General features: G+C 61.0%; 25 protein-coding genes. 13 read left to right on the top strand and 12 right to left on the bottom strand.

Annotated elements, in window-relative coordinates; all coding sequences use genetic code 11:
- Positions 1-19: 19 nt before the first annotated feature.
- Positions 20-1,600 carry a caspase family protein gene (locus ACQY8Q_RS07840; protein WP_428426091.1) on the bottom strand — a complete coding sequence of 527 codons (1,581 nt, stop codon included), beginning with the start codon at positions 1,598-1,600 and terminating at the stop codon, positions 20-22.
- A gap of 217 nt (positions 1,601-1,817) precedes the next feature.
- Positions 1,818-2,099: a BolA family protein gene (locus tag ACQY8Q_RS07835; protein ID WP_426229565.1), complete on the bottom strand. Its 282-nt coding sequence runs from the start codon at positions 2,097-2,099 to the stop codon at positions 1,818-1,820.
- Positions 2,100-2,251: 152 nt separating this feature from the next.
- Here ACQY8Q_RS07835 and ACQY8Q_RS07830 point away from each other — a divergent pair, with 152 nt between their 5' ends.
- The 4 genes from ACQY8Q_RS07830 (at position 2,252) to ACQY8Q_RS07815 (ending at position 6,998) form a co-directional block, all read left to right on the top strand.
- Positions 2,252-2,887, top strand: coding sequence for a J domain-containing protein (locus ACQY8Q_RS07830; protein ID WP_428429706.1), 636 nt, complete (start codon positions 2,252-2,254; stop codon positions 2,885-2,887).
- A gap of 93 nt (positions 2,888-2,980) precedes the next feature.
- On the top strand, positions 2,981-3,976 hold the full coding sequence (gene cobS, locus ACQY8Q_RS07825) for a cobaltochelatase subunit CobS (RefSeq protein WP_428426090.1): 996 nt from the start codon (positions 2,981-2,983) through the stop codon (positions 3,974-3,976).
- 3 nt (positions 3,977-3,979) lie between these two features.
- Positions 3,980-5,884, top strand: coding sequence for a cobaltochelatase subunit CobT (gene cobT, locus ACQY8Q_RS07820; protein ID WP_428426089.1), 1,905 nt, complete (start codon positions 3,980-3,982; stop codon positions 5,882-5,884).
- A gap of 91 nt (positions 5,885-5,975) precedes the next feature.
- Positions 5,976-6,998: an esterase-like activity of phytase family protein gene (locus ACQY8Q_RS07815; RefSeq protein WP_428426088.1), complete on the top strand. Its 1,023-nt coding sequence runs from the start codon at positions 5,976-5,978 to the stop codon at positions 6,996-6,998.
- A gap of 69 nt (positions 6,999-7,067) precedes the next feature.
- Here ACQY8Q_RS07815 and ACQY8Q_RS07810 read toward each other — a convergent pair whose 3' ends face one another.
- Entirely contained in the window at positions 7,068-7,706 is a 639-nt protein-coding gene (locus ACQY8Q_RS07810) for a queuosine precursor transporter (RefSeq protein ID WP_428426087.1), read from the bottom strand.
- A 162-nt stretch (positions 7,707-7,868) separates the two neighbouring features.
- Positions 7,869-8,171, bottom strand: coding sequence for a 50S ribosomal protein L28 (gene rpmB, locus ACQY8Q_RS07805; protein WP_428426086.1), 303 nt, complete (start codon positions 8,169-8,171; stop codon positions 7,869-7,871).
- 370 nt (positions 8,172-8,541) lie between these two features.
- On the opposite strand from rpmB, the gene ACQY8Q_RS07800 reads away from it, so the two are divergent.
- Entirely contained in the window at positions 8,542-9,318 is a 777-nt protein-coding gene (locus ACQY8Q_RS07800; RefSeq protein WP_428426085.1) for a DUF3108 domain-containing protein, read from the top strand.
- 28 nt (positions 9,319-9,346) lie between these two features.
- Positions 9,347-10,237: an aromatic amino acid exporter YddG gene (gene yddG, locus ACQY8Q_RS07795; protein WP_428426084.1), complete on the top strand. Its 891-nt coding sequence runs from the start codon at positions 9,347-9,349 to the stop codon at positions 10,235-10,237.
- Positions 10,238-10,239: 2 nt separating this feature from the next.
- Here the strand turns inward: yddG and ACQY8Q_RS07790 are convergent, their stop codons facing one another.
- Entirely contained in the window at positions 10,240-10,683 is a 444-nt protein-coding gene (locus tag ACQY8Q_RS07790; protein WP_428426083.1) for a cupin domain-containing protein, read from the bottom strand.
- Positions 10,683-11,453, bottom strand: coding sequence for a hydroxyacylglutathione hydrolase (gene gloB, locus ACQY8Q_RS07785; RefSeq protein WP_428426082.1), 771 nt, complete (start codon positions 11,451-11,453; stop codon positions 10,683-10,685). Before gloB ends, ACQY8Q_RS07790 begins: the two co-directional genes overlap by 1 nt.
- 92 nt (positions 11,454-11,545) lie before the next feature.
- On the opposite strand from gloB, the gene ACQY8Q_RS07780 reads away from it, so the two are divergent.
- The 3 genes from ACQY8Q_RS07780 (at position 11,546) to ACQY8Q_RS07770 (ending at position 14,580) form a co-directional block, all read left to right on the top strand.
- Entirely contained in the window at positions 11,546-12,289 is a 744-nt protein-coding gene (locus ACQY8Q_RS07780; protein WP_428426081.1) for a class I SAM-dependent methyltransferase, read from the top strand.
- A 261-nt stretch (positions 12,290-12,550) separates the two neighbouring features.
- On the top strand, positions 12,551-13,657 hold the full coding sequence (gene hisC / locus ACQY8Q_RS07775; protein WP_428426080.1) for a histidinol-phosphate transaminase: 1,107 nt from the start codon (positions 12,551-12,553) through the stop codon (positions 13,655-13,657).
- Positions 13,654-14,580: a prephenate/arogenate dehydrogenase family protein gene (locus ACQY8Q_RS07770; RefSeq protein WP_428426079.1), complete on the top strand. Its 927-nt coding sequence runs from the start codon at positions 13,654-13,656 to the stop codon at positions 14,578-14,580. Before hisC ends, ACQY8Q_RS07770 begins: the two co-directional genes overlap by 4 nt.
- Positions 14,581-14,691: 111 nt before the next feature.
- Here the strand turns inward: ACQY8Q_RS07770 and ACQY8Q_RS07765 are convergent, their stop codons facing one another.
- A complete protein-coding gene (locus ACQY8Q_RS07765; RefSeq protein ID WP_428426078.1) occupies positions 14,692-15,735 on the bottom strand; it encodes a DUF2125 domain-containing protein in 1,044 nt (347 codons plus the stop codon).
- Between the two features lie 203 nt (positions 15,736-15,938).
- Between ACQY8Q_RS07765 and ACQY8Q_RS07760 the strand changes: the two genes are divergently transcribed.
- Positions 15,939-16,478, top strand: a complete 540-nt coding sequence (locus ACQY8Q_RS07760) for a gamma-glutamylcyclotransferase (RefSeq protein ID WP_428429704.1) — start codon at positions 15,939-15,941, stop codon at positions 16,476-16,478.
- On the opposite strand, the gene ACQY8Q_RS07755 is transcribed toward ACQY8Q_RS07760, so the two are convergent.
- The 4 genes from ACQY8Q_RS07755 to ftsE form a co-directional block, all read right to left on the bottom strand.
- Positions 16,475-17,269: a lysophospholipid acyltransferase family protein gene (locus ACQY8Q_RS07755; protein WP_428426077.1), complete on the bottom strand. Its 795-nt coding sequence runs from the start codon at positions 17,267-17,269 to the stop codon at positions 16,475-16,477. The two genes, ACQY8Q_RS07760 and ACQY8Q_RS07755, sit on opposite strands and share 4 nt — an antisense overlap.
- 93 nt (positions 17,270-17,362) lie before the next feature.
- Positions 17,363-18,058, bottom strand: coding sequence for a YdcF family protein (locus ACQY8Q_RS07750; protein ID WP_428426076.1), 696 nt, complete (start codon positions 18,056-18,058; stop codon positions 17,363-17,365).
- Positions 18,059-18,158: 100 nt separating this feature from the next.
- Positions 18,159-19,172: a cell division protein FtsX gene (locus tag ACQY8Q_RS07745; RefSeq protein ID WP_428426075.1), complete on the bottom strand. Its 1,014-nt coding sequence runs from the start codon at positions 19,170-19,172 to the stop codon at positions 18,159-18,161.
- Positions 19,165-19,824, bottom strand: a complete 660-nt coding sequence (gene ftsE, locus ACQY8Q_RS07740) for a cell division ATP-binding protein FtsE (RefSeq protein ID WP_162745284.1) — start codon at positions 19,822-19,824, stop codon at positions 19,165-19,167. Before ftsE ends, ACQY8Q_RS07745 begins: the two co-directional genes overlap by 8 nt.
- 277 nt (positions 19,825-20,101) lie before the next feature.
- On the opposite strand from ftsE, the gene ACQY8Q_RS07735 reads away from it, so the two are divergent.
- The 3 genes from ACQY8Q_RS07735 (at position 20,102) to ACQY8Q_RS07725 (ending at position 21,901) form a co-directional block, all read left to right on the top strand.
- Complete coding sequence (locus ACQY8Q_RS07735; protein ID WP_428426074.1) at positions 20,102-20,770, top strand: hypothetical protein; 669 nt, start codon at positions 20,102-20,104, stop codon at positions 20,768-20,770.
- Positions 20,771-20,838: 68 nt separating this feature from the next.
- Complete coding sequence (hpt, locus tag ACQY8Q_RS07730) at positions 20,839-21,384, top strand: hypoxanthine phosphoribosyltransferase (RefSeq protein WP_428426073.1); 546 nt, start codon at positions 20,839-20,841, stop codon at positions 21,382-21,384.
- A gap of 157 nt (positions 21,385-21,541) precedes the next feature.
- The gene (locus ACQY8Q_RS07725) at positions 21,542-21,901 is read left to right on the top strand and encodes a response regulator (RefSeq protein WP_113315346.1); all 360 of its coding nucleotides are present in this window, start codon (positions 21,542-21,544) and stop codon (positions 21,899-21,901) included.
- Between the two features lie 190 nt (positions 21,902-22,091).
- On the opposite strand, the gene ACQY8Q_RS07720 is transcribed toward ACQY8Q_RS07725, so the two are convergent.
- Positions 22,092-24,728, bottom strand: coding sequence for a TIGR02302 family protein (locus ACQY8Q_RS07720; RefSeq protein ID WP_428426072.1), 2,637 nt, complete (start codon positions 24,726-24,728; stop codon positions 22,092-22,094).
- Positions 24,729-24,858 lie beyond the last annotated feature (130 nt).

The following is a 24,858-nucleotide window of genomic DNA, read 5'->3' as shown; positions in this document are numbered from 1 at the left end:
GAGGTAAGCCGCGTCAGTTTTAGCGGCTGCCGATGATGCCACCGAGAGCGCCGCCGAGAAGACCGCCGGCAAAAGCAGCTCCTGCGGGATCCATCCCACCATTGTTTCTTTCGACCGGGCCTTCCAGAGTCGCCCCGTCCTGCTGTCTCTTGACGCGCTGTCCGGCCACCTTCTGGCGGACCGGGTTCTGTGCTTTGCGAACAGCGATGGCTGCCTTCTGCGCTTCGTACTGAGCGCGGATTTGCGGCATCATCGGATCGGTCTGAACGACAAGGAACATGTGCTGCTGCTGTGTCAGGTAGGTTGTCTCGACCATGCCGTTCTGCTGCTGCCATGCGCCGATTGCCGTGCGGGAGCGGGCGCCGAGTGCGCCATCGGCACCACCGGTGACATGGCCGAGCGCGCCGAGCCGCAGCTGCAGATCGATCCTGCCTTCCTTGTCGAGGTTCAGCGCCGTTTCGGTTTCCGGTGTTCCGACGCTGAGCTTGACATCGTCGGGCATGGCGACGGCAGTGCGGACCTGCGAGGCGGCTGCCGTTGCCTCACCGGCCGGAGCAACGGACGCAACCTGCGTGGTCGCTGTTGCCCTCAGCTGGTCGAGATTGAGCTTTGCAAGGGTGGCAAAATTCCCGCTCGGATATTGCTGCAGGTAAAGCTCGTAATGTGCGACAGTGTTGCGCTTCGACGCCTCTTCCCAGAGTTTCTGCTCGACGGTCCAGTTGACATCATTTGCGCCGGTCGCCGTCGCTTCGTCTGCAGGCTTCACGTCGGCGGGGGTAGCGATTGCAGCCTCGGCCGCAGGCTCTCCACCGATGAACACTTCACGCGACAGCGAGGCATTGTGCCAGGGATGCTGGGCACCACCGGTTGCTTCCGAAACATCGGCGCGAACCCGTGTCAGAGCGCTCTGGATTTCCAGCCCAGGTGTGGTCAGATGCCGTGCAAGTGCGGTCGTGTAGGGGCTATTGATGCCCTTACCGTCATAGGCGACGGCGCCGGGATCTGTGGCGTAGGCGATCAGCAGTCCGCCGGCGCCTGCTGTCTGGTTATTGGCCTGTACCGGCGCCAGACCCACGCCCATCGAGGCGGAGCGGCTGGCCGGCATGACCTTTGCCAGCGAGCGTGCCAACGGATTGTCGCGGCAGGCATCCAGGATGATGATGCTGACGGCGGGATCCGGGGGCAGGGCGGCCAGGAATTTTTCGGCCGGCACCGTGCGGGTCTGCAACTGGGCTGCCTTTTCCAGCTGTGCGTCGATCGGCACGAGATAATTGCGCCCATCGACCTGCAGGCCGTGGCCGGCATAGTAGACGACAGCGATATCGGCGTCATAGGCAATCTCGGTGAACTGATCGACCAGTGCGGTCATCGCCGTCTTGTCGAGATCCTCACCCTCGATAACGGTAAAGCCTGCCGTGCGGAATGTTTCCGCCATCAGTTTGGCGTCGTTTTTCGGGTTCGGCAGCTCGACCGCATGCTTGTAGGCACTGTTGCCCATGACAAGCGCGACTTTCTTGGCTGACGGCGTTGCTGCAGATACCTCACTGTATGATAGAAACGCGGCGACGAACGCCGCGACAAGCCCAAACCTCCTGAGCATCGTCTTGACCCCAAAAAAAGAGGCTCCCCGGACAACCTTGAACCGGCTCCGCCTATGATTAACATTTTCTGTATGTCGTAATAACGGATGGATCGCTCGATCCGATAATTCTCTCGCCCCACCTGCGATTGTAGATGTTGGCTACAATCCGGTCAATTCGGCAGAGGTTGAACGCTTCGATCTACCTTCGTTGCTTCAATAAAGGCTATCTCTAACCTTACCAGCGGGTTGTTTCCCCGGGAACAGCTGGTTCAAGGGCGAGCGCATGCAGTCCGGCGTCGATTTCGGTCTTGAGGACATCATTGATCGCGCGGTGGCGGGCGATGCGGCTCATGCCGATAAACGCGCTGGAAACAATGCGCACCCGCATATGGGTTTCGCCGGTGCCGTCGATATCCGGATGATGGCCGGCATGCAGATGGCTTTCGTTGACAACGATCAGCCGTTCGGGCGAAAATGCCGCGTTGAGTTTTGTTTCGATGCGGCTTTGAAGCGACATGTTTTGGCCCCGTTTTTCTGGCTTTTCGGTCAGCATCGATCTCAAACGAGCGGCCCGTCCGGGATTGCGTTTTGCGCGGTGCAAAATAGCTTCACAAAGCCTGCAACATTCCCGTTTGTCAATTCTTGTTGTGGCGTCCGCCACGCACCATAATTAGCGCCATGAAACTTGATTCAAAATACTTTGACGGGATCCGGACGCGCCGCAAGGTGACCCAGAAACCTGAGCCAATGGCACCCAAGTGCCAGTGGGACGGGTGCGAGGAAAATGCCATCCATCGCGCGCCGGTCGGCCGCAATGCCGAAAACGAATTTTTCATGTTCTGCTTCGAGCACGTCAAGGAATACAACAAGGGCTACAACTACTTCTCCGGTCTGTCCGACAGCGAGATCGCCCGTTACCAGAAGGAAGCCATCACCGGCCATCGCCCAACATGGACGGTGGGGGTGAACAAGAATGCCAAGAATGCGCCGCAGCAGTCGCAGCAGCGCTCCGGGTCGGCCGGTGCCCAGGCCCGCATGCGCGACCCTTTCGGCTTTGTCGATCAGGCGCGGGCTCGCGCCAACCGGCAGGAACCGCGGCTGCGCAAACTGAAGACATTGGAGGCCAAGGCTTTCGAAACGCTCGGTCTGCATGCCAATGCGACTGCGGCAGATGTGAAGACGGCATACAAAGAGCTTGTAAAAAAGCATCACCCCGATGCAAATGGCGGAGACAGGGGATCGGAAGAGCGTTTTCGTGCCGTGATCCAGGCATATCAATTGTTAAAACAGGCTGGCTTCTGCTAGGAACCCGTTTTATTACGGTCACACTTTTATAAAGGCATAGACGGGAACGCCCCCGCCATTCGAGTCAAGGGGCTTTACCGTGCTGGAGACATGATGAGCAAGGTAGACCTCGATATTTCCAACCTCCCCGATACGACAGTTTCCGTCCGTGACGTTTTCCGTATCGACACCGATCTGCGCGTGCCGGCCTATTCGAAGGCCGATGCCTATGTGCCGGATTTCGATCCCGACTATCTCTTCGACCGCGAGACGACGCTCGCCATCCTCGCCGGTTTTGCCCATAACCGCCGCGTCATGGTGTCCGGCTATCACGGCACCGGCAAGTCGACCCATATCGAGCAGGTCGCGGCCCGCCTCAACTGGCCTTGCGTGCGCGTCAATCTCGACAGCCATGTCAGCCGTATCGATCTCGTCGGCAAGGACGCCATCGTCGTCAAGGACGGCATGCAGGTCACCGAATTCAAGGACGGCATCCTGCCCTGGGCTTACCAGCACAATGTTGCGCTGGTTTTCGACGAGTATGACGCCGGCCGCCCGGACGTGATGTTCGTCATCCAGCGCGTGCTGGAATCGTCCGGCCGCCTGACGCTGCTCGACCAGAGCCGCGTTATTCGCCCGCATCCGGCTTTCCGGCTGTTTTCGACGGCCAACACCGTCGGCCTCGGCGACACGACCGGCCTCTATCACGGCACGCAGCAGATCAACCAGGCGCAGATGGACCGCTGGTCGATCGTTACCACGCTGAACTATCTGCCGCATGACAACGAAGTCGATATCGTCGCTGCCAAGGTCAAGGGCTTCACCAAGGATCGCGGCCGCGACACCGTCTCGAAGATGGTCCGCGTTGCCGATCTCACCCGTGCAGCCTTCATCAACGGCGACCTGTCGACCGTCATGAGCCCGCGTACCGTCATTACCTGGGCTGAGAACGCGCATATCTTCGGCGATATCGCCTTTGCCTTCCGGGTCACCTTCCTCAACAAGTGCGATGAGTTGGAGCGGGCGCTGGTGGCGGAACACTATCAGCGCGCCTTCGGTGTCGAGCTGAAGGAAAGTGCTGCCAATATCGTGCTCGAAGCCACGGTCTGATCGATGGCAGGCCGGGGCGATAATTCGAAAGCAAGGCCGGCCGGTGTCGTGGACGTGGAGCCATTCCGCCGCGCACTGACCGGTTGCATCCGTTCGATTGCCGGGGATTCGGAAATCGAAGTCGTATTTGCCAACGAGCGTCCGGGGCTTTCCGGCGAGCGCGTGCGGCTGCCGGAAATCTCCAAGCGGCCGACGCGCCAGGAGCTCGCGGTCACCCGCGGGCTCGGTGATTCGATGGCGTTGCGCAAGGCCTGCCACAATGCCCGTATCCACGCGACCATGGCGCCCCAGGGCGCTGATGCGCGCGGTATTTTCGACGCCGTCGAACAGGCGCGCGTCGAGGCGATCGGTTCGTTGCGCATGAGCGGTGTTGCCAGCAACATCACCTCGATGCTGGATGAAAAATACGCCCGGGCCAATTTCGGCAATATCGACCGCCAGGCGGATGCCCCGCTCGAAGAGGCCGTTGCGCTGATCGTGCGCGAAAAGCTGACAGGCCAGAAGCCGCCGGCCTCCGCCGGTCAGGTGCTGGATCTCTGGCGCGATTTCATCGAGGAAAAAGCGGCCGGCGACATGAAGGAATTGTCTGCTGCGGTCAATGACCAGCAGGCGTTTGCCCGTGTCGTGCGCAATATGCTGACATCGATGGAGATGGCCGAAAAGTACGGCGATGACGATGTCGAGCCGGACGATCAGGAAAGCCAGACCGACGAAGACCAGCCGCGCAGCCAGGAGCAGGATGAAAACAGCTCCGACGAGGATGCCGGTTCCGACGCCGCGCCCGCCGACGAGAACGAATCTGCCGACGAGCAGATGGACGAAGGCGAAATGGATGGTGCCGAAATCTCCGAAGAGGAGATGTCGGACGACGGCGAGGATGACAGCGAAACGCCCGGTGAGGTCAAACGCCCAAGCCACCCCTTCGACGATTTCAACGAGAAGGTCGACTACGGCGTCTTCACCGAAGAATTCGACGAAACCACCACGGCCGAAGAGCTTTGCGACGAAGCCGAACTCGACCGCCTGCGCGCCTTTCTCGACAAGCAACTGGCCCACCTGCAGGGTGCGGTCGGCCGTCTGGCCAACCGGTTGCAGCGCCGCCTGATGGCGCAGCAGAACCGGTCCTGGGAATTCGACCTGGAAGAGGGCTATCTCGATTCGGCGCGGCTGACGCGCATGATCATCGACCCGATGCAGCCGCTTTCCTTCAAGCGCGAGAAGGACACCAACTTCCGCGATACGGTCGTGACGCTTCTGATCGATAATTCCGGCTCCATGCGCGGCCGGCCGATTACCGTCGCCGCCACCTGCGCGGACATCCTTGCCCGCACGCTGGAGCGCTGTGGCGTCAAGGTCGAGATCCTCGGCTTTACCACCAAGGCCTGGAAGGGCGGGCAGTCGCGTGAAAAATGGCTGGCCAGCGGCAAACCGCAGACGCCGGGCCGCCTCAACGATCTGCGCCACATCATCTACAAGTCCGCAGACGCCCCGTGGCGCCGCGCACGCCGCAATCTCGGCCTGATGATGCGCGAAGGCCTGCTCAAGGAAAACATCGATGGTGAAGCGCTGATCTGGGCACATAACCGGCTGCTCGGGCGCTCCGAACAACGCCGGATCCTGATGATGATTTCGGATGGTGCGCCGGTCGATGATTCCACCTTGTCGGTCAATCCGGGCAATTATCTCGAACGCCATCTGCGCGCCGTCATCGACCAGATCGAGACGCGCTCGCCGGTCGAACTGCTGGCGATCGGTATCGGTCACGATGTGACGCGCTACTATCGCAAGGCCGTGACCATCGTTGATGCCGACGAGCTTGCCGGGGCGATGACCGAGCAGCTGGCGTCGCTGTTCGATGATGAGAATTCCCGCCGCCGGGCCGCGCCTGCGCGCCGGCGTGCGAGCTGACAATATTGTCTGGCCGGGACATCCATTGTCCCGGCTTTGCCCGCCTATTGCTTGCTGATTTTTCCGGAGCCGCTTTGCGCTCCATGCCGGCATGCCGGAAGGACGTCTTTTGAAAGCGACACTGTTTCAGGCCGCCGCCTTTTCCCTGTTTCTGGCCGTCGTGCCGTCGGTTGCAGCACCGCTGGCGCCTTCGGAAATCGTTCCGGTCAAAAGCCGGCAGATTGAGAATTTCAAGATCGGTTCGGACCAGAAACTGTTCGGCAAGCTGGAGTTTATCGGCGGCATCGAGATGTCGTCGCCGAACGAGCTGCTCGGCGCGATCTCGTCGATCCGTTTTCGCCCGAACCGGAAATCGTTCCTTGCGATCATGGATACCGGCCATTGGGTCGAAGGCGAAATCGAGCGCGACCAGAAGGGCCGGCTGGCGGGTACGAGCGATCTGACGGTTACCTCGATGATCGATGCCAATGGCCGCTCCGAGCAGGTCAAGGAGCGCATGGACTGTGAAGGCGTGGCGCTGCGCGACGGGGAGGTTCTCGCCAGCTATGAGGGGCTCCACCGCGTCGACGTCTATCCGGACCCCGGCTTTGCCCAATCCGGGCCGGTCGCGACCCTGCCGCTCCTCATTCCGTTGAGGTCGCTGCGCGGCAATCGCGGGCTTGAAACCATCGCCGTTTCGCCAAAGGACAGCCCGCTTAAGGGCGGCGTCACCGTCGTGTCCGAGCTGAGCTTCGACAAGAACGGCCATCTGCTGGCCGCTGTCCTCGATGGTCCGCGCAAGGGTGTCTTCGGCGTTGTTCGCAAAGGCCCGTTTGCGGTCACCGATGGCGCGTTCCTGCCCAACGGTGACCTTTTGATTCTGGAGCGCCGCTTCAGCTTTGCCGAAGGCATCGGCATGCAGATCCGCCGCATCAAGGGTGACGATATCAAGCCCGGCGCGGTCGTCGATGGCGAAATCCTGCTGAACGCCGATATGGGCTACCAGATCGACAATATGGAAGGTCTGGACGTCGTGGTGGAGCCCGGCGGCGACATCCGCCTCATCCTCGTTTCCGACGACAATCACTCTATCCTCGAGCGCAACCTGATGCTGGAATTCCGGCTGGTCGAATAGAACCACGCGCAAGAAAAAACCCGCATCAAGGGGTGATGCGGGTTCGATTCTTTTAGCAGCTTTTCCGGGTTAGGCGTTTGCCTTCGCTCCCGGCATCGGCTTGATCACGTTCATCAGTGCGCCATAGGGCAACAGCATCACCAGGCCGACGATGATCTTGACGCTGAGGTCACCGAGCGCCCAGGAGATCCAGCGCGGTGCTTCTGCCGTCATCACGCCGAGGATCGGGGCGCTTTCCAGTGCGAAAGGCTCGTTCGGGCCGAAGAAGACGAAGAACGCGGCAAAGGCGAACGAGAAGAAGATTGCCGTGTCGAGGAAGGAGCCGAACAGCGAGCCGACCAGCGGCGCGCGCCACCAGCTCTGCATCCGCAGCTTGTTGAACACCGAGATATCCAGGAGCTGGCCGAGCAGGAAGGCCGAGCCCGAGGCGATGGCGATGCGCGGTGTGGCGACCAGCACCGACAGCACGATGGCGACGGCAAAGCCAGCGATCACCACCTTGCGTGCGGTGCGGGGTCCGAACTGGCGATTGGTCAGGTCTGTAACGAGAAAGGCGATCGGATAGCTGAAGGCGCCCCAGGTCAGGAGATCACCCAGCTGCATGCCGGCGATCGAGCCGGGCAGGGGGTATTGGACCAGGAAATTCGAGGCCACGACCACGAGGGTCATCAGCGCGACATAGGTAAGGAACGTGCGGTTTGTCAGCATTTTTTTATCCTGGGGTATGCCACCAGTTGGAGTCATCTAAGCCCGCAATTCACCGCACCTAGAGCCCGGCAATCCGCGAACGGTTAATTGTAATCTTACACGAGAAAAAGGCTCGCCGGTTGCCCTGGCAAGCCTTTTAATCTGTAGAGCCAAGTCTGCCGATTAAGCGGCGAGAGCGACGGCTGCAGCCGTCTTCTTGACGATCTGGCGGCGCAGCAGACGAGCGCGCATCGACAGCTCGATTTCGTCAGCCTTGATCAGGAATGCGTCGAGACCACCGCGGTGTTCAACCGAACGCAGGGCTGCGGCCGAAACGCGCAGACGGTAACGCTGGCCGAGCACGTCGGAAATCAACGTGACCTGGCACAGGTTCGGAAGGAACTTGCGCTTGGTCTTGTTGTTTGCGTGGCTCACATTGTTGCCCGACTGGACGCCCTTGCCGGTCAATTCGCAACTACGGGACATGATGCACCTATTTTCTTTTCGCCTTCGGTCCATGCGTTGGCGGGCCATATGCCCAGGCCGCATTCCGTTGGCCATGATTGGAAAGTTGCGGTTCTATAGTCAGCGAGAGCCGCGGCGTCAAGCCAAACCTTCGTTTTCCGGGAAAAACTCTTGAGAAACGCGGGGTCTTTCAAGCCGGAGATGCCGTTCGGTTTAGATTCTCTCCGTCCTATACATCTTTGCAGCCGCCAATTCCACTTTATTGGTCCATGGGTTAAGGCTTGTGGCAAAAGCAGGTTCCACGGCGCAGAAATGCCGCAAACCCGCCGTATCGCCTAGGGTTATACATGAACGGACGGGTCGCGTGAGCGAAAATGGAAGGGCATCTGGAATGAACTGCCGCATCGGTTTCTCGGCGCTTCTGGCGTTTGCCACGGCAACGTTTTCCACAGGCACGGCTTATGCCGTCGATGTGACGCACAACACGGATTACAGCATCTCGCTTGCCGGCCTGCCGATTGCAAAGGCTTCGTTCCACACGGCGTTGAACGACAAGCGCTACACCATTTCGGGCACGATGAGTTCGGCCGGGCTTGCCGATATCTTTGCCCAGACCTCGGGCGAGACCTCGGTCTCCGGCGTCATCGGCCGCGACCAGCTCACCGCGTCGGAATATCGGGTCAAGTATCAGACCGGCAAGAAGGGCCGGGCGATCGACGTCCAGTTCCGCGACGGTGATGTCGTGTCCGCCTCAATGAAGCCGCCGCGCAAGATCCCGAAAAACTGGGTACCGGTGACGCAGGCGGATATGCGCAATGTCGTCGATCCGCTCTCCGGTCTGATCTTTCCCGGCAATGCGCGGGTTTGCCCGAAAAGCGTGCCGGTCTTTGATGGCGAATCGCGCATGGACCTGAAGCTTTCACCGAAGGGTACCCGGCCCTTCAAGACCGAAGGTTTCCAGGGCGATGTCATCGTCTGCGGCATCAAGTTCGTGCCGAAATCCGGCTTCCGCAAGGGTCGCGATGACGTCGATTACCTACGCAAGCTGGAAACCATGGAGATCTGGTTTGCCAAGGCCGAGGCGGTGAATGTATATGCTCCGGTCTACGTCCGCATCCCGACGAACTATGGCCCGGTCACCATCTGGGCGACGCGTTTCGGAAGCTGACGATCAATCAAGGCCGGGGGGGCGGGGTATGAAAGTCAAGGCAACGCTGATTGGATTTTCGGCGATCCTGATGTGGTCGCTGCTGGCGCTGTTTACCGCCGCCTCCGGAACCATGCCACCCTTCCAGCTTTCGGCCATCTGCTTTTCCATCGGCAGCATTCCCGGCCTCGTCGTGCTGGCGCTCAAGCCCGAGCGGCTTGCGCTTCTCAAGCAGCCCGCCAAAGTCTGGATCGTCGGCATTGCCGGTCTGTTCGGCTATCATTTCCTGTATTTCACGGCACTCCGGAATGCCCCTGCAGTCGAGGCAGGCCTGATTGCCTATCTCTGGCCGCTGCTGATCGTCGTCGGCTCTGCGCTTTTGCCGGGTGAACGGCTGCGCTGGTATCACGTTGCCGGGGCCATCTGCGGTCTTGCCGGCACGATCCTGATCGTCGCGCGCAATGGCGTTCAGTTCGACGACGCTTATGTAATGGGCTACAGCGCGGCTCTGGCCTGCGCCTTCACCTGGTCCGGCTATTCGCTGCTGACGCGGCGGTTCGAGGCCGTCTCGACGGATGTCGTCACCGGCTTCTGCCTGGCAACAGCAGCGCTGTCGTTCCTCTGCCATCTTGGCCTCGAAACCACGGTCTGGCCGCAGACGGCAACGCAATGGATCGCCATTGCCGGTCTCGGCCTGTTGCCGGTCGGAGCTGCCTTCTATGCCTGGGATTTCGGCGTCAAGAACGGCAATATCCAGATCCTAGGCGTTGCCAGCTATGCCGCACCGGTGCTGTCGACGCTGGTGTTGATCGCTTTCGGTTTTGCCGAGCCATCGTGGCGTATTGCGCTTGCCTGCGTGTTCGTGACGGGTGGGGCAGTGCTGGCGGCCAAGGACATTATTTTCCGTGAGCGCTCCAATGCCGCGCAACCTGCCGAATAGGCTCACGCTTCCGGCGGTTGCCAGTCTGCTGGTGCCATCTCGAAGGCGGAGAAATCAAAACCGGGTGAGACGGTGCAGCCGACCAGCGTCCAGGCACCGAGCGAAACCGCCGATTGCCACCCGTTGGCCGGGACGATGGCCTGCGGCAGTTCGCCGATCAGTATGTTGGAGCCGAGCGTGACGGTCGTGGCCGGTTTACCGTCTTCGGCGATGCTGAGCGCCAGCGGCGCCCCGGCATAGAAGTGCCAGACCTCGACCGCATCGCGCACGCGGTGCCAATGCGAATGTTCGCCGCGCTCCAAGAGATAGTAGATCGCCGTCGAGTGGCCACGCGGACCGCCCGCCTTGTCCTTGAATGTCTGGATGTACCAGCCACCTTCCGGATGGCGCTCCATTTTCAGCGTCTCGATGATTGCCTGGGCCGACAGCGGCAGTTGAACGTCCATCAGAAATTATCCTTGCGCTTGCGGATCTCGGCAAAGACCTCGGCATCCGAGGCACTCTGCAGTCCCAGATGGGCCCGTATGCCGGCGTCGTGCGGCCGCAGGAAGGGGTTGGTGGCTTTTTCCAGCCCCAGCGTCGTCGGCGCGGTAAAGTCGCCCTCGGCGCGCAAAGCCTCGATCTCGGCCGCACGCGATTTCAGCGCCGCATTGTCGGGATCCACCGTCACCGCAAAACGGGCATTGGAGAGCGTGTATTCGTGGCCGAAATAGACGACGGTGTCGTCCGGCAGCGCCATCAGCTTCTGCAGCGAGGTCCACATTTGCGCCGGCGTGCCTTCAAACAGGCGACCGCAGCCGAGCGCAAACAGCGTGTCGGCGGAAAACAGCAGCTTGTCGTCGGGGAAGTAGAAACAGATATGTCCCGCTGTGTGCCCCGGCGTTTCGAAGACATGCACTTTGTGGCCGGCAAATTCAAAATCGCCGCCATCACCAATGGTCATGTCGAGACCCGGAATTTTCGAGGCCTCGTTTTCCGGGCCGATGATCGTCGCCTCATAGCGCGTCTTCAGCGCCAGGTTGGCGTCCACATGGTCGGGATGATGGTGGGTGGTCAGGATATGGGTCAGTGTCCAACCACGGCGTTTCAGCGCCGCCAGGATCGCTGCTTCTTCCGGCGCGTCGATCGAGGCGGTGGCGCCGCTTTCCGGATCGTGGATGAGCACGCCGAAATTATCGGTGCGGCACGGGAACAGTTCGATGTCGAGATTGGCCATGAAGAGGATTCCTGCGGAAGGGCGGCGGGTTGTTAAGGCGAATGTAGTGAGCGCCGCCTTGAAGTCCACCCGTTCCAGTCTAACATGAGGGTATGCACGCAGATATCGTTGACCTTCGCCAATTCTATCATTCCCGCCTCGGGCGCTTTGCCGAACAATCGATCGGCATGGCGCTGTCATCGGTCTGGGCCAGATTGCCGGAAGAGCGTCTGGTTGGGTTGGGATACGCCGTTCCCTATCTCGATCGTTTTCGTGCCGATACCGAGCGCACCTTCGCCTTCATGCCGGCGGGGCAAGGGGCGGTGAACTGGCCGGTCGCCGAGCTTTCCTCAACGGCGCTGATCTTTGACGAGGAATTGCCACTGCCTGATTCGTCGATCGACCGGGTGCTGATGGTGCATTCTCTCGAATTTGCGGAAAACCCGCGCGAGACGATGAAGGAACTGTGGCGCATTCTGGCGCCGGGCGGGCGCCTAGTGATCGTCGTGCCGAATCGCCGTGGCGTCTGGGCGCGCATGGAGCACACGCCCTTCGGTTCCGGCCGGCCCTATTCGCGCGGACAACTGACCGCGCTGTTGCGCGAAACCAATTTTACCCCCGGTGCATCTGCCGATGCCCTGTTCTTTCCGCCTTCGAAGCTGAAACTGATCCTGAAGATGCGCCAGGCGTTCGAGCGCATCGGCCGTTCGCTCTGGCCGGTATTTTCCGGCGTCATCATCGTCGAGGCGCAGAAACGCCTCTACCAGGGCCTACCGGTCGCCGCCCGCGCCTCGCGCCGTGTGTTTGTGCCGGTGCTGGCACCGCAGGGCGTGCCGACGACGCGGGAGAAGTCGTAGCGTTCCGATCGCTTGCGACGGAGCCCAGTCGCCCCCCTCTGTCAGCTTCGCTGACATCTCCCCCACAAGTGGGGAGATTTTTCCTTTCCCTTGCTTGTTCAGAAGCCGGAGGCAATCTCCCCCCTTGTGGGGGAGATGTCGGCGTCGCCGACAGAGGGGGGAGGTCACAAGCGCGAGCGAAGAAACAATGCCACACTCGACAAAAACCCGCTGCACCGGTATTGCCTGAGCGTCATTTCCCTGTCGCCGAAAGCTGATCCCATGAGCACAGACCTTACGAGCCCAACGCCACGCCCCGGTATCCTCGATATTGCCGCTTACGTGCCGGGCAAGGAGCATGCGCCGGGTGTCGCCAAGGTCTACAAACTGTCCTCGAACGAGACCCCGCTGGGACCGAGCCCGAAGGCAATCGAAGCCTTCCAGAAGGCAGCGGCCAAGCTTGAAATCTATCCGGACGGCCAGGCGATCGAGCTGCGTGAAGCCATCGCCTCCGTCTATGGCCTGAACACGGCCAACCTGATGTGCGGCAACGGCTCGGACGAATTGCTCGGCCTGCTCTGCCACGTCTATCTCGCCCCCGGCGATGAAGCCATTATCACCGAACACGGTTTTCTGGTCTACAAGATTCAGATCATGGGTGCAGGTGCGACGCCGGTCACGGTTCCGGAAAACGATTGCCACGTCACCGTCGATGCCATCCTTGCAGCCGTGACGCCGAAGACCAGGATGGTCTTCCTTGCCAATCCCGGCAATCCAACCGGCACCTATGTTCCTGTCGATGAAGTGCGCCGCCTGCAGGCAGGCTTGCCGAAGAATGTCATTTTGGTTCTCGATGCGGCCTATGCGGAATATGTTCGCCGCAACGATTATGAAGCCGGCCTCGAGCTGGTATCGTCCAACCGGAACGTGGTGATGACCCGCACTTTCTCGAAAATCCACGGGCTTGCTGCTCTGCGGGTTGGCTGGATGTATGCGCCGCTTGCCATCATCGATGCGCTGAACCGGGTGCGTGGGCCGTTCAACATGAATGCGCCGGCGATTGCCGCCGGTGCCGCCGCAATCCGCGATCAGGCATTTATGGCGACTGCGCTTGAGCACAATTCGCTGTGGCTCGGCAAGGTGACCGATGCGTTCTCTTCGCTCGGTCTGCGGCTGACGCCATCGGTGACCAATTTCGTGCTGATCCATTTCCCCGATATCGACGGCAAGCGCGCGCCGGAGGCTGATGAGTTCCTCACCAGCCGCGGGTTCATCCTGCGGGCGGTGCGCGGCTATGGCCTGCCCAATGCGCTGCGCATGACCATCGGCTCGGCGGAAGCCAATGAGGGTATGATCGCCGCGCTGACCGAGTTTATGGGCCGGGCGTGATGGCAAAGCAGTTTGAAACCATTGCGCTGATCGGCATCGGCCTGATCGGCTCGTCGATCGCCCGCGAGATCAAGGACAAGGGTCTTGCCGGGTCCGTGACGATCTCGACGCGCAGCGAAGAGACACTGAAGCGGGCACAGGCGCTGAACCTCGGCGACCGCTACACGATATCGGCGGCGGATGCGGTGAAAGATGCAGATCTGGTCATCGTCTCGGTGCCGGTCGGTGCCTCCGGAGCTGTTGCAGCCGAGATCGCTCCCAACCTGAAGCCGGGCGCCATCGTCACCGATGTCGGCTCGACCAAGGGCTCGGTGATTGCCCAGATGGCGCCGCACATGCCGCCAGGTGTGCATTTCATCCCCGGACACCCGATTGCCGGTACCGAATATTCCGGCCCGGATGCCGGCTTCATCGGCCTGTTCAAGGGCCGCTGGTGCATCCTGACGCCGCTGCCGGATACCGACGAAACCGCCAAGGCCAAGCTGCGGACGTTCTGGGAAACGCTGGGCTCGATGGTTGACGACATGGACCCGGAACACCACGACAAGGTTCTGGCGATCGTCTCGCATCTGCCGCACATCATCGCCTACAACATCGTCGGCACGGCGGATGATCTGGAAGCGGTGACCGAATCGGAAGTGATCAAATATTCGGCTTCCGGTTTCCGCGACTTCACCCGTCTTGCAGCGTCCGACCCGACCATGTGGCGCGACGTCTGCCTGCACAACAAGGATGCGATCCTGGAAATGCTGTCGCGCTTTTCCGAGGACCTCGCCTATCTGCAGCGGGCGATCCGCTGGGGCGACGGCGACAAGCTGTTCGACCTCTTCACCCGCACCCGCGCCATCCGCCGGTCAATCGTTCAGGCGGGCCAGGATACGGACATGGCCGACTTCGGGCGGCATGCGATGGATCAGAAGTAATCGGGCTATCGAACATGCCGATTGGCCCCTCACCCTAGCCCTCTCCCCGCAAGCAGGGAGAGGGCTAGGGTGAGGGGCCAATCAGGCAAAAGACTTGGTTTGGTCTGACCCTCAAAGCTGCGGCAGTTCCCCGATCGGAAAGAACGCCAGAAACGCAATCCCGTCGCGCACGTTGAGCTTGACCGTCGCCTCATTCTTGCCGTCGGCGAGTGCTGTCAGCATGTTGGCGATATTGTTGACCATGACCGTGTCGTCCTTGTCGGGAAAGACCTTGACGAGGTTCTGGCGCCAGCCCTCGATGTTTTTCATGGTGACGCTGAATTCTCCCGAGATCAGGCCCTGATCGTTGACGCTGAACGGGCCGGAGGCGGTCGTCACCATGCTGTTGCCGAGATCGAGCGTCACGTTGCGCATCTCGCCCTTGCTGCCCCGCAGCGCATCCGGCTTCCATCCCCCCTTTTGCATCAAACTGGCGCGATCGACGAAGGTCATGTCGGCACTGGCATTGACCGGCGGCAGCAGGCTCAATCCGTCGTCCAGTTTCAGATCGAACTTGTCGACACTGAGGGCCGCGTCGAGATCGGGGCCGTTCTGCCGCAGATGTGCTTCGCCATGTCCGGCATTGAAGATGAATTTATGCGTGTCGCCCGGTGCCGCATCGTCTTCGAAAGCGGGCAGCATCGCCGTACCGGCCAACTCGTCGTAGGTGATCGAGGTGCGGTTGAGGCCCGACAGTGTCGCCTGCACGCTTGCATGCAGCAACGTCCAATCGGCAGAGACAGTCATGCCGGGCGAAAAGCGGATTTCTGCCGGGCCGTCCAGTTCGATAATGGCATGGCCCGGGCGGTAGACCTGGGCTGCCGAGCGCAGTGCGCCGAAGGAGGCGGATGCGCCACGGCCAGCGTCATCGAGGCGCACGCTGTTGCAAAACAGGCCGATCCGGAACGGAAAGCCGCGCACGTCCATGCCATCGCATTCCGCCGATGAACCGTTCGCCTTCCTGTGGACGAGAAACGCTGCCAGCCGGGTTTCTATCTGGTTGGCCGCGAAGAACCATGCGCCGGAATAGGCAATGAGGAACAGTACGATACCGATCGCCAGCCGTCTGATCTTGCGGCTGCCGGGGGAGGGGGCGGCGATATCTGCTGCTGTCATGGTTTACTCCGGATCTGTCGTTCGTGCGTGATGGTGCGACACGAGAATTCTGGTCTGCCGATCTGGCCACCCATCGCCGTATGCTCCCCAAATCGTGCAGGAAATCGATTCCGATTACCGGGCATATGCGGTAGGAAAGCACCAGAGTGGACTGTCTGCCGCTCCTGGCCCCGTTTTGTGGCGCCGGGATGGCATGGATGCGAATGGCAGTGGATATGGACGATTTTTGGGTGTTTGGCTACGGTTCGCTGATGTGGAACCCGGGCTTTGCCTTCGAGGACAAGATGACGGCGCGGGCTTTCGGCTACCGGCGCTCGCTCTGCGTCCGCTCCTTCGTGCACCGGGGGACGCCGGAACGTCCCGGCCTCGTGCTCGGTCTCGACCATGGTGGCTCCTGCCGTGGCATGGCGTTCAAGGTGGGGTTGAAGGACAAGGATGACGTTATCGGTTACCTGCGCGAGCGCGAATTGGTCACCCATGTCTATCTCGAGCGCACCATGCCGATACTGCTCGCCGACGGCCGTCGCGTTGCCGCTTTGACATACACGATCGACCGGGCGCATGCGCAATATGCCGGCGCGCTTAGTGCCGAGGATGCGGCGGCCACCGTTGCCATCTCCCATGGCAAATCAGGACCCAATACCGACTATGTGGTCAACACGCTTGCCCACCTGAAGGAGATGGGCATTCGCGATCATTGGCTGGAAGAGGTGGTTGCTCTCGTCGAGAGAGCGAAGCGTTAGGCCTGAGCGTCGAGTTCCTTGAGCTCTTTCAGGCGTTGGACGGCGGTCGGCGGCAGCGGCACATGCGGATTGTTCTTTACCGTCTCGACCAGCAGCGCATCGCTGGCTGTTTCCATCATATCGACCAGCGTTTTCAGGAAAACTTCCGGATCGAGCCCGGCCTCGATCGGCGGCAGGATCTGCACCTTGAAATGGCCGGGATAGCGCAGGAACTTGCGGCGCGGCCAGAACAGACCCGGATGCATGACGACAGGAACCACGGGCATGTTCAGATCGCGGTAAAGCCTGGCGATGCCGTATTTGTATTCCGGTGGCGCGCCCGGCGGGCGGCGTGTGCCCTCGGGATAGATGATGAGCTGGCGGCCGGTTGACAACTCGTCCTTGGCGCGCTGCATCACCGCCGCCATCACCTTGCCGCGTGCACCGCGATCGACCGGGACCATGCGCTGCTTCTGCACATACCAGCCGAACAGCGGGATCCAGACGAGTTCGCGCTTCAGGATGAAAAACGGGTCCGCCAGCCAGGGCAGCAAGGCGTAGACGTCCCAGAACGACTGGTGCTTCGGCGCAAAGATGTATCCGCCCTTGGGGATGTTCTCCAGTCCCTCGATCTCGAAGGTCGTGCCGACCATGACCCGGAACAGCCAATGATTGCTGCGCGCCCAGTTCTTCGGAACGAACCACGAGGTCTTGCGCGGCGCCAGGAAATAGAAGGGCGTCATCACGACCATCTGGAGGATCAGATTGATGTAGAACACGATGTTGAACAGAACTGAGCGCAGGATGATCATCAGGCGGGCTTTCGCAGCAAAAATATTAGCCCGCTGCCTACACGAATATTCCGGCAAGGAAAACAGCTGCGTTGGCAGGATCAGCCACGATATCTATGGGCTGCTGCGGGTATCGTTCGTTTCGGTGCGTAATCCGCTTGCCGGATGGGCACCCAGCGCGTCGCGCGCAGACGCAATCGTCAGCTTGAGATATTCCAGCAGGATCGTCTTCAGCACCATCGGATTTGCCAGCCAGTTGGTGCTCTTCAGGTCGGAATTGACGACCGGGTAGGCGATGAATTCGATGCCCGGATTGGCCCGGCGCAATTCAAGCAGGCTGCGCGGCATATGGTAATTGTTAGTGACGACCAGAATGCTGCGGTAGCCGTTATCGCGGATCCAGTTGGCGGTCTCGTTGGCATTTCCGATCGTATCGATCGCATCATGACCGATATCGACGCAGCATTTGAACAGGTCGGCTGAGCTCTGGGTGTTGCGGCGAATCTGGCCGCCGGTCGTGGAAGGGTGGACGCCGGAGATCAATAGCCGTTTTCCGGCTCCGTTTTTCAACAGATCGACAGCCTGATCGATCCGCTGGAAACCGCCGGTCAGCACAACGATGGCGTCTGCCTTGGGATTGGCAGGCGGCTGAAGAGAGGCAACGGAATCGGCGAAATAGAGGAAGCCCGCAGCGGCAGCACCCGTAATCAGCAGAAGCACGTAAAATGTCAGCCGCACGATCCGGCGGCGCAGGCTCACATGCCGCCGCATCAGCGTTCCCTTCCGCCGTGTTTCGTCGCTGTCGCTCATTGCTGTTCCGGCTGCTCCGTCAGGACCAGGACTGATTCGAACTCTTCAATAGAAGCAGATTGCGGCAACGGATGGATGCAGGGCAACGCAATCATGGCAATCAGGTCTGGTTGCCGTCGATGCGTGCCGGATCGGACCGAATCAAATCGATCTCGTAGATCGTCCGCATCACGGTGAAGCGTGCCGTCAACGTCGTCAAAAGTGCGATGACGATCATGATGGTGACAATGCCGAGATAGCCGGAATAGCCGATGGAGAAGCTGCCGAACATGGCGTTCGTCTGGTCGCTCTGGGGCGTGGCCAGTGATCGCGACTGCCAGAAGCTGGCTGCAGCAAAGCAAGCGGCAGCCAGAAGGCCACCGGCACCGGCACCCTTCAGGCTGATCTTCAGAAAATGTTTCTGGAATTCCGACGCGACGAAGCCTGCTTCGGCCCCGACGAAATGCAGCACCTCGACGATGTGGCGGTTGCCGGACAGTGTTCCGCGCGTGGCAAAAACCACGGTCAGTACCATGGCGGAGAACACCAGCACCAGCACGCCGGTGCCGATCAGCGCCGTCGTGTGTGCCATGGCCACCAGCCGGTCGACCCAGGTGCGGTGATCGTCGAGATAGGCTTGCGGAATAGTTTCCGTCAGCATCGCCCGCATGGCGGCGAAGTCAGGCGGGTTCTGTTCGTCGATGGTGATGATCACCAGGCGCGGCACCGGCAGATCGTCGAGATCCAGGCCAGCCCCCAGCCATGGCTCCAGCAGCCGGGCGGTCGCAGCCTTGTCGACGATGGTGCCATTGGTGGTGCCCTGGAAGGTCAAGGCGAGGTCGCGGGCATCGGCCAGCGCCTTCTCCATGTCGAGTTTTTCATCCGGCTTGATCTGGATGGTGATCTCGCGGGAAATCTGGCTCTCCCAGCTTTGCGCCGTCGAACGTACCATGCTGACGGCACCGAGTGTCAGGCAGGCGAGGAACGCCATGATGGCAATCACGAGCACCAGCGCGTTGCCGGAGACGTTTCCCGGCGGCACAATCGGTGCTGTCGGGCGCACGCGCAGGGCTACCTTGCGCTCCTCCTTGGGCGCGGCAGGCTGGGAACGGTCGGTGGCGGAGGTGTCACTCATAGATATCGAGCCGCCCCTGGGAAAGAATCATCCGGCGCGCCTCGACCTGATCCATCAGCGAAAGATCATGCGTTGCGATGACGACGGCGGTGCCGAGCCGGTTGAGTTCGAGAAACAGGTTGAGCAGGCGGCGTGCCATCGGCGGATCGACATTGCCTGTCGGCTCGTCCGCCAGCAGGATTTCCGGCCGGTCGATCAAGGCGCGGGCGATGGCGGCACGCTGCTTCTCGCCACCTGACAGAACCGGCGGCAAAACGTTGATGCGCTCGCCAAGCCCGACCCAGCCAAGCAATTCGAGAACATCGGAGCGGTAGGACGATTCGTCCTTGCCGCGCACGCGCAGGGGCAGGGCGACATTCTCGTAGGTGGTCAGGTGATCGAGCAGCCGGAAATCCTGAAAGACGATACCGACGCGGCGGCGCAGCATCGGAAGTTCGTCGCGCGGAATAGTCGAGATATTGCGGTCGAACATGCGAATGAGCCCGCGCGTCGGCTGCAGCGACAGGAACAGCATCCGCAGCAGCGTGGTCTTGCCGGCACCCGAAGGGCCGGTGAGGAACTGGAAAGATTTTTTGGGAATGTCGAAGGTCAGGTCGCGGAGGATTTCCGGGCCCATTCCATAGCGCAATCCGACATTTTCAAAATGAATCAACGGGTCAGTGTCCAGCTTCTCTTTAATCCAGCATGCCACGTCTTCGCGGCGGGTTGATGGCTCTTGTTGCAGCATATAGCGCAGCGTTCGCTGTTACAGCGCCAACATGGTTAAACAGTGGTTAAATTTGCGTGAAAACCGGCGGCTCGGTACTGCCGTTTTCGAAGCATTAACCATTTAGGTTTACGTCTCGGAAAGGTTTGTTTCAATGCCCGAATCTGGCCTGCCGATGCCTTTGGCATTCTGGCGCGGCCAATGTAGCTGCGAAGGAGAGACGATGAACGCTTTCCGCTCCAACGGCACGTCCAGCCGCATGGATTTCCTGCCGCCGGAACGGCGCGGGCGAGCCGCTTCGACAGGGGGCATGCCGCATCGCGCCGATATCGTTGATGCCGAATTCGAGACCGTTGCTGCGAACGGCCGGCGCACCGTCTACCCGGTCTTCAACGACAATCGCGCGCGCACAGCCGTCCCGCCAGCGCAGACCCCCGGCCGTGTTGCATCGGTGTTCGGGTGGGCCGTGAACCATTTCGAGCGGTTGCTCCAGACGGCGTCCCCCAAGGCTTTTGCCGTCCTCGTCACCTGCCTGTGCGCTCCGGTGTTCGTATTGTTTGCCAGCCTGCCCCAGTATCAGCCTGCCATTGCCACTGTACCGGCCTTGTCGATCAGCGATGTCACGACGTCGCTGAATGATGCCAATGGCATGAAGATTCTCTCGGTCTACGGCGCGGTGCAAAATCACTCGGATGTGCCCAAGGTCGTTCCGGCGATCCTGGTCGATGTGATTGCCAACGGCCATCGGCGGACAGCCACCCGGATCGAGCAGGGCCAGCCCGCTCTTGGGCCGGGAGAGAGCCGTGCATTCTCCACGCGGCTGCTACACACAGGTGGAAAAGTGCCCGGTGTCGCGGTTTCCTTTAGTCAGCCGGGTGATTCGGCGCCCTGACTGTGCTAAGCGGCTAGCTTCCGGAGGCATAAAACGCAGTCTCCACTATCGTTCTGGAGACTATTCGTATGCCTGTCGTCCGTGGAAAAAATATCGATCCGCTCTATACCGCCGAAGTGATCGCGGCGCGTAATGTTGAAATGGCCGAGCAAATCGTCAAGGGTCCGCTCAACGACCTCCTGGTCATTGCCGTCCTCAAAGGCTCGTTCATCTTCGCCGCCGACCTGATCCGGGCGATGCATACCGTCGGCCTTGCGCCGGAAGTCGAGTTCATCACCCTGTCCAGCTATGGAACCGGCACCGTGTCGCAGGGCGTCAAGATCATCAAGGACATCGATAGCGATGTGCATGGCCGTGACGTTCTCCTGATCGACGACATCCTGGAATCGGGCCGGACCCTGAGTTTTGCCAAGGCATTGATGCTGGAACGCGGTGCAAAGTCGGTGACGATTGCCGTTCTTCTCGACAAGAAGGTCAAGCGCCAGACCGATCTCGAAGCCGATTATGTCGGTTTCGAATGCCCTGATTATTTCGTCGTCGGTTACGGCATGGATGTCGCCTATGCTTTCCGCGAACTGCCTTTCGTTGGCATCGTCACCGGTGACGCCGAATAGTCATCCGGCTGTGGACAGTCTCTGATCTGGTCATCCGCGTTTACGGAAAACAAACAAAACTCTGGTGGTGTTGAACCCGCAGCCTGTGCTGCGGGTCAGGGACCGGATGCTTTCAAGCTAACGTCCCGGCAGAGCTGTTGCCGAAACGGAGGCCATGATGGCGAAAATCCTGATTACCGAAGATGAGGACGGCCTGCGCCGTTTCGTTGCCCGCGCCCTGCAGCTGGATGGTCATGAGACCGTCGAGGCGGCGGATGGTGCCGAGGGCCTGGCCTGCCTTCAGGGCGAAAGTTTCGATCTGCTACTGTCCGATATCCGCATGCCGGTGATGGACGGCATCGAACTCGCCCATCAGGCCTCGGCCGCTTTTCCGGCGCTGAAAATCCTGCTGATGACCGGCTATGCCGAACAGCGAGAGCGAGCCGATAACCTGACCGGCAAGGTCATCGATGTCGTGTCGAAGCCGTTTACGTTGCCGGATATTCGCAAGGCAGTGGCTGTAGCGCTGGCGGCCTGAGCGCAGCCCTTTTCATTTTTGAATAGCCCCTCATCCGGCCTGTCGGCCACCTTCTCCCCGTAAACGGGGCGAAGGGACATGCGGCGACCTCTGTCGTCCCCTCTCCCTGCTTGCGGGGAGTGGGTTAGGGTGAGGGGCAATGAACAGCCTGTGAGCGCTGTCTTGAGTGATACGCCTCAGAAATCCCGCCTCACCTTATATCCAGCAACCGCTCCAGATACTGCCGTTCCGTCTCCGGCGATGAGTTCGTGCCGAGGCGGCGGCGGATTTCGTCGAGGATTTCGCGGGCGCGCTGGGTGTCGATCTCATCCGGCACCTTGACCTGATCGCCAAAGTCCGGGCCGGCATTCTGCTGGCGGCGGCCGAGCGGGTCGCGGCCGTTCTGGCCGTATTGCGGCATGCCCTGGCCTTGGCCTGGCCCCTGACCCTGGCTTTGCATCTGCTGCATCATGTCCTGCGCGCCGTCACGCAGCGCCTGCAGGGCGCGGCCCTGGTTGCCGACGGCCTGTTCGCCCTGTCCGTTGCCAAGAGCGCCTGAAGCGCCCTTCATCTCACGACCGGCCTCACCAAAACCCTTGCCGGGCTTGATGCCCATGCCTTCAAGGCCCTTTTGCAATTCGCCGAGCTGCTTGCCCAGCTGATCCTGCTGCGCCTGCATGTCCTTCAGCGCCTGCTCGAGCTGCTCGGCTGTCATGTTGTCGAGCGGGCCGGGCTGCTGGGCATTGTCGTCCTGCTGCTGCTGGCCGGGCTGCGGCGGCATGTCCTGCCCGAACAGTTCCTGGTCCTCTCCCTGCAGCGGGTCGCCGCGCTGCATGCGGTCGCGCATGGCCTGGTCGAACTTGAATGTCTCATCCATCAACCGCTGCTGCTCCTGCATCAGCTGGCCGAGTTTATCCATCTGCTTGCGCATCTCGCTGTTCTCCTGGCCCTGCTGGCGTTGCTGCGGCCGGCCGGCCTGGAGATTGTTCATCATACGCTGCATTTCCGACAGCATCTGGCGTGCCTGATCCTTGGCGCCGGATTTGGCCAGGTTCTCGATCTGGTTCATCATTTTTTCCAGATCCTGCTGACGCAGCACGTTGTTCTGGTTCGGATTGGCCGCCACCTGCGGGTTCTTTGCCGCCTGCTTGGCCAGCGCCTCCATGTAGTCCTTCATGGCATCGCGCAATTCCTGCATCAGCTTGGTGATTTCCTCGTCCGTCGCGCCTTTTTCCAAGGCCTCGGAGAGTTTCTGCTGGGCATCGCGCAGCCGCTTGTCGGCCAGTGCCATGTCGCCACCTTCGATGCCGAGCGCGATATCCCAGAGATAGCCCGCCGCATCGCGCAGCATGTCGTCGTTGCGTGAAAGCGCCATGCGGGTGCGGGCCGATTGCAGCAGCAGGAAATGTGTCAGGTTCGGGATGGTCTCGTCCGGCCGCACCGACAGCGCGTCATTGAGTTCAATCGCGCGCGGCAGGTCGTTGGCATTGAGCGCAAACACCTGCCGCTGTTCGGCGACGGCGCCGGCTAAGGGCTCGAAGAAGGGGCGGGCGGGCAGGATCATCTCCTGCGGCACGCTGCGGCCTTCCTGACCGGCGGCATCCCTGGCAACCAAGGTTACGCGCACGCGTTTTCCCGACAGCGGGTGTTCGCTGAGATTGCGGCTGGTCAGCCCCTTGGCCTCGCGTGCGTTGCGCTTGGGCAGGTCGAGGCGGTATTCGGGGAGCGGATAAAGTGGCCGCGCGTCTGCGGCCTGCTTGTCCAGAGGCACGATCTCGGCCCAGGCGTCCTGAATGCCGTAGTCGTCCTTGGCTGCAAAACCGATTTCGAGCGCGGCGTTGACGGTGGTGCGCGGTATGCCATCGAAGGCGATATCCGGTACGCTGTCCGGGATCACCGTGAAGGCCCATTGTTCGCCACCAACAGAAAGCGAACCGTCCTTGGTGATTTTCAGCACATGCGTGTCACTGCCGGGCTTTGCCGGATCGGCCGGTGCTGCTTCAGCGGTGGCCTTCCCGTCCTTGCCGGGCTTTGCCGCCTGCGCTGCGATAACCAGCGGCTGGGCCGCGCCATTTTCCAGGTAGGTGACGGGTGTGTCTTCACCGCCGCTGGTGATGCGCACGGTCAGTTCGCTGAATTGCGGGATGCGCAGCGGTTCAGTGCTATCGGTGGGCTGTTCCGTGCCCTGCCTGCCGGTCAGGAAAACCGGCGCACGGCCGGTATAGGCCGGAGGCGTCACCCAGGCGTCGATGCGGACATCCGGAATGGCGGCGATCTGCTGCGGCGGGTGGAAGGCATCGGAAATCAGGCCGGCGCGGTTGGAGTTGGAATAGGCAAAGGCAACGCAGGCAAGCAGCACCGGAACGGCGCGCAGGCCGTAGCTGTCTGTACGGGCGATGTCGGGCTTGGGCAGTCCGGCTTCCAGCGCGCCGATCATCCGCGCCATGCGCGTCTGGTGTTCCTGCCACAGCGCCTGGCCGAAGGCGCCGCTGGTGGCCGGTTGGTCGTCCTGAACGCGGATGGCCTGATGTGGCAGGTCGTTGCGTTCCTCCAGCATCCGGTCGGCTTCGGTATTGCCGGGAATGCGGATGCGCAGCAGCGGGATCAACAAGGCGATGAAGGCAGCGGCAAAGGCAACAAGAGCGGCCACATGTAGCCAGCCGGGGGCGGCGCGGAAAAATCCGAACCATGCGGCGGAGAGAAACAGCAGGACGATGGCAATAAGCGGCAGGGCGCGGGGGGCAATCTGTTCCGCAACGAGAACGATACGCGCAAGCGTCCGCTTGACGGCAAGACTTCTCATAAAGCCTGCCGCTGCCGTCGCGCTGTCCCGCCGGAGTTCCGTCATCCGTTCCCTTTCAACGTTTGAAACGTGCCGCGAAGGATAACACTCTTTGTGGCGAAGACGAGGGCGGCAACGCAATCGTGATCGATTTCGCAGCCTGCAGAGGCTCTATCAACAGCGCCAGATCGGGAGC

Origin of the sequence: Pararhizobium sp. (assembly GCF_965279435.1) — a bacterium.
Classification (GTDB): Bacteria; Pseudomonadota; Alphaproteobacteria; order Rhizobiales; family Rhizobiaceae; genus Pararhizobium.
This window is presented reverse-complemented; position numbering and strand designations above follow the sequence as displayed.

Bases quoted from the DNA above. Each gene is read 5' to 3' on its own strand.
- ACQY8Q_RS07840 (WP_428426091.1), bottom strand. From the start codon at position 1,600: ATGCTCAGGAGGTTTGGGCTTGTCGCGGCGTTCGTCGCCGCGTTTCTA.
- ACQY8Q_RS07835 (WP_426229565.1), bottom strand. From the start codon at position 2,099: ATGTCGCTTCAAAGCCGCATCGAAACAAAACTCAACGCGGCATTTTCG.
- cobS (WP_428426090.1), top strand. From the start codon at position 2,981: ATGAGCAAGGTAGACCTCGATATTTCCAACCTCCCCGATACGACAGTT.
- cobT (WP_428426089.1), top strand. From the start codon at position 3,980: ATGGCAGGCCGGGGCGATAATTCGAAAGCAAGGCCGGCCGGTGTCGTG.
- ACQY8Q_RS07815 (WP_428426088.1), top strand. From the start codon at position 5,976: ATGCCGGAAGGACGTCTTTTGAAAGCGACACTGTTTCAGGCCGCCGCC.
- ACQY8Q_RS07810 (WP_428426087.1), bottom strand. From the start codon at position 7,706: ATGCTGACAAACCGCACGTTCCTTACCTATGTCGCGCTGATGACCCTC.
- rpmB (WP_428426086.1), bottom strand. From the start codon at position 8,171: ATGTCCCGTAGTTGCGAATTGACCGGCAAGGGCGTCCAGTCGGGCAAC.
- ACQY8Q_RS07800 (WP_428426085.1), top strand. From the start codon at position 8,542: ATGAACTGCCGCATCGGTTTCTCGGCGCTTCTGGCGTTTGCCACGGCA.
- yddG (WP_428426084.1), top strand. From the start codon at position 9,347: ATGAAAGTCAAGGCAACGCTGATTGGATTTTCGGCGATCCTGATGTGG.
- ACQY8Q_RS07790 (WP_428426083.1), bottom strand. From the start codon at position 10,683: ATGGACGTTCAACTGCCGCTGTCGGCCCAGGCAATCATCGAGACGCTG.
- gloB (WP_428426082.1), bottom strand. From the start codon at position 11,453: ATGGCCAATCTCGACATCGAACTGTTCCCGTGCCGCACCGATAATTTC.
- ACQY8Q_RS07780 (WP_428426081.1), top strand. From the start codon at position 11,546: ATGCACGCAGATATCGTTGACCTTCGCCAATTCTATCATTCCCGCCTC.
- hisC (WP_428426080.1), top strand. From the start codon at position 12,551: ATGAGCACAGACCTTACGAGCCCAACGCCACGCCCCGGTATCCTCGAT.
- ACQY8Q_RS07765 (WP_428426078.1), bottom strand. From the start codon at position 15,735: ATGACAGCAGCAGATATCGCCGCCCCCTCCCCCGGCAGCCGCAAGATC.
- ACQY8Q_RS07760 (WP_428429704.1), top strand. From the start codon at position 15,939: ATGGCAGTGGATATGGACGATTTTTGGGTGTTTGGCTACGGTTCGCTG.
- ACQY8Q_RS07755 (WP_428426077.1), bottom strand. From the start codon at position 17,269: ATGATCATCCTGCGCTCAGTTCTGTTCAACATCGTGTTCTACATCAAT.
- ACQY8Q_RS07750 (WP_428426076.1), bottom strand. From the start codon at position 18,058: ATGAGCGACAGCGACGAAACACGGCGGAAGGGAACGCTGATGCGGCGG.
- ACQY8Q_RS07745 (WP_428426075.1), bottom strand. From the start codon at position 19,172: ATGAGTGACACCTCCGCCACCGACCGTTCCCAGCCTGCCGCGCCCAAG.
- ACQY8Q_RS07735 (WP_428426074.1), top strand. From the start codon at position 20,102: ATGAACGCTTTCCGCTCCAACGGCACGTCCAGCCGCATGGATTTCCTG.
- hpt (WP_428426073.1), top strand. From the start codon at position 20,839: ATGCCTGTCGTCCGTGGAAAAAATATCGATCCGCTCTATACCGCCGAA.
- ACQY8Q_RS07725 (WP_113315346.1), top strand. From the start codon at position 21,542: ATGGCGAAAATCCTGATTACCGAAGATGAGGACGGCCTGCGCCGTTTC.
- ACQY8Q_RS07720 (WP_428426072.1), bottom strand. From the start codon at position 24,728: ATGACGGAACTCCGGCGGGACAGCGCGACGGCAGCGGCAGGCTTTATG.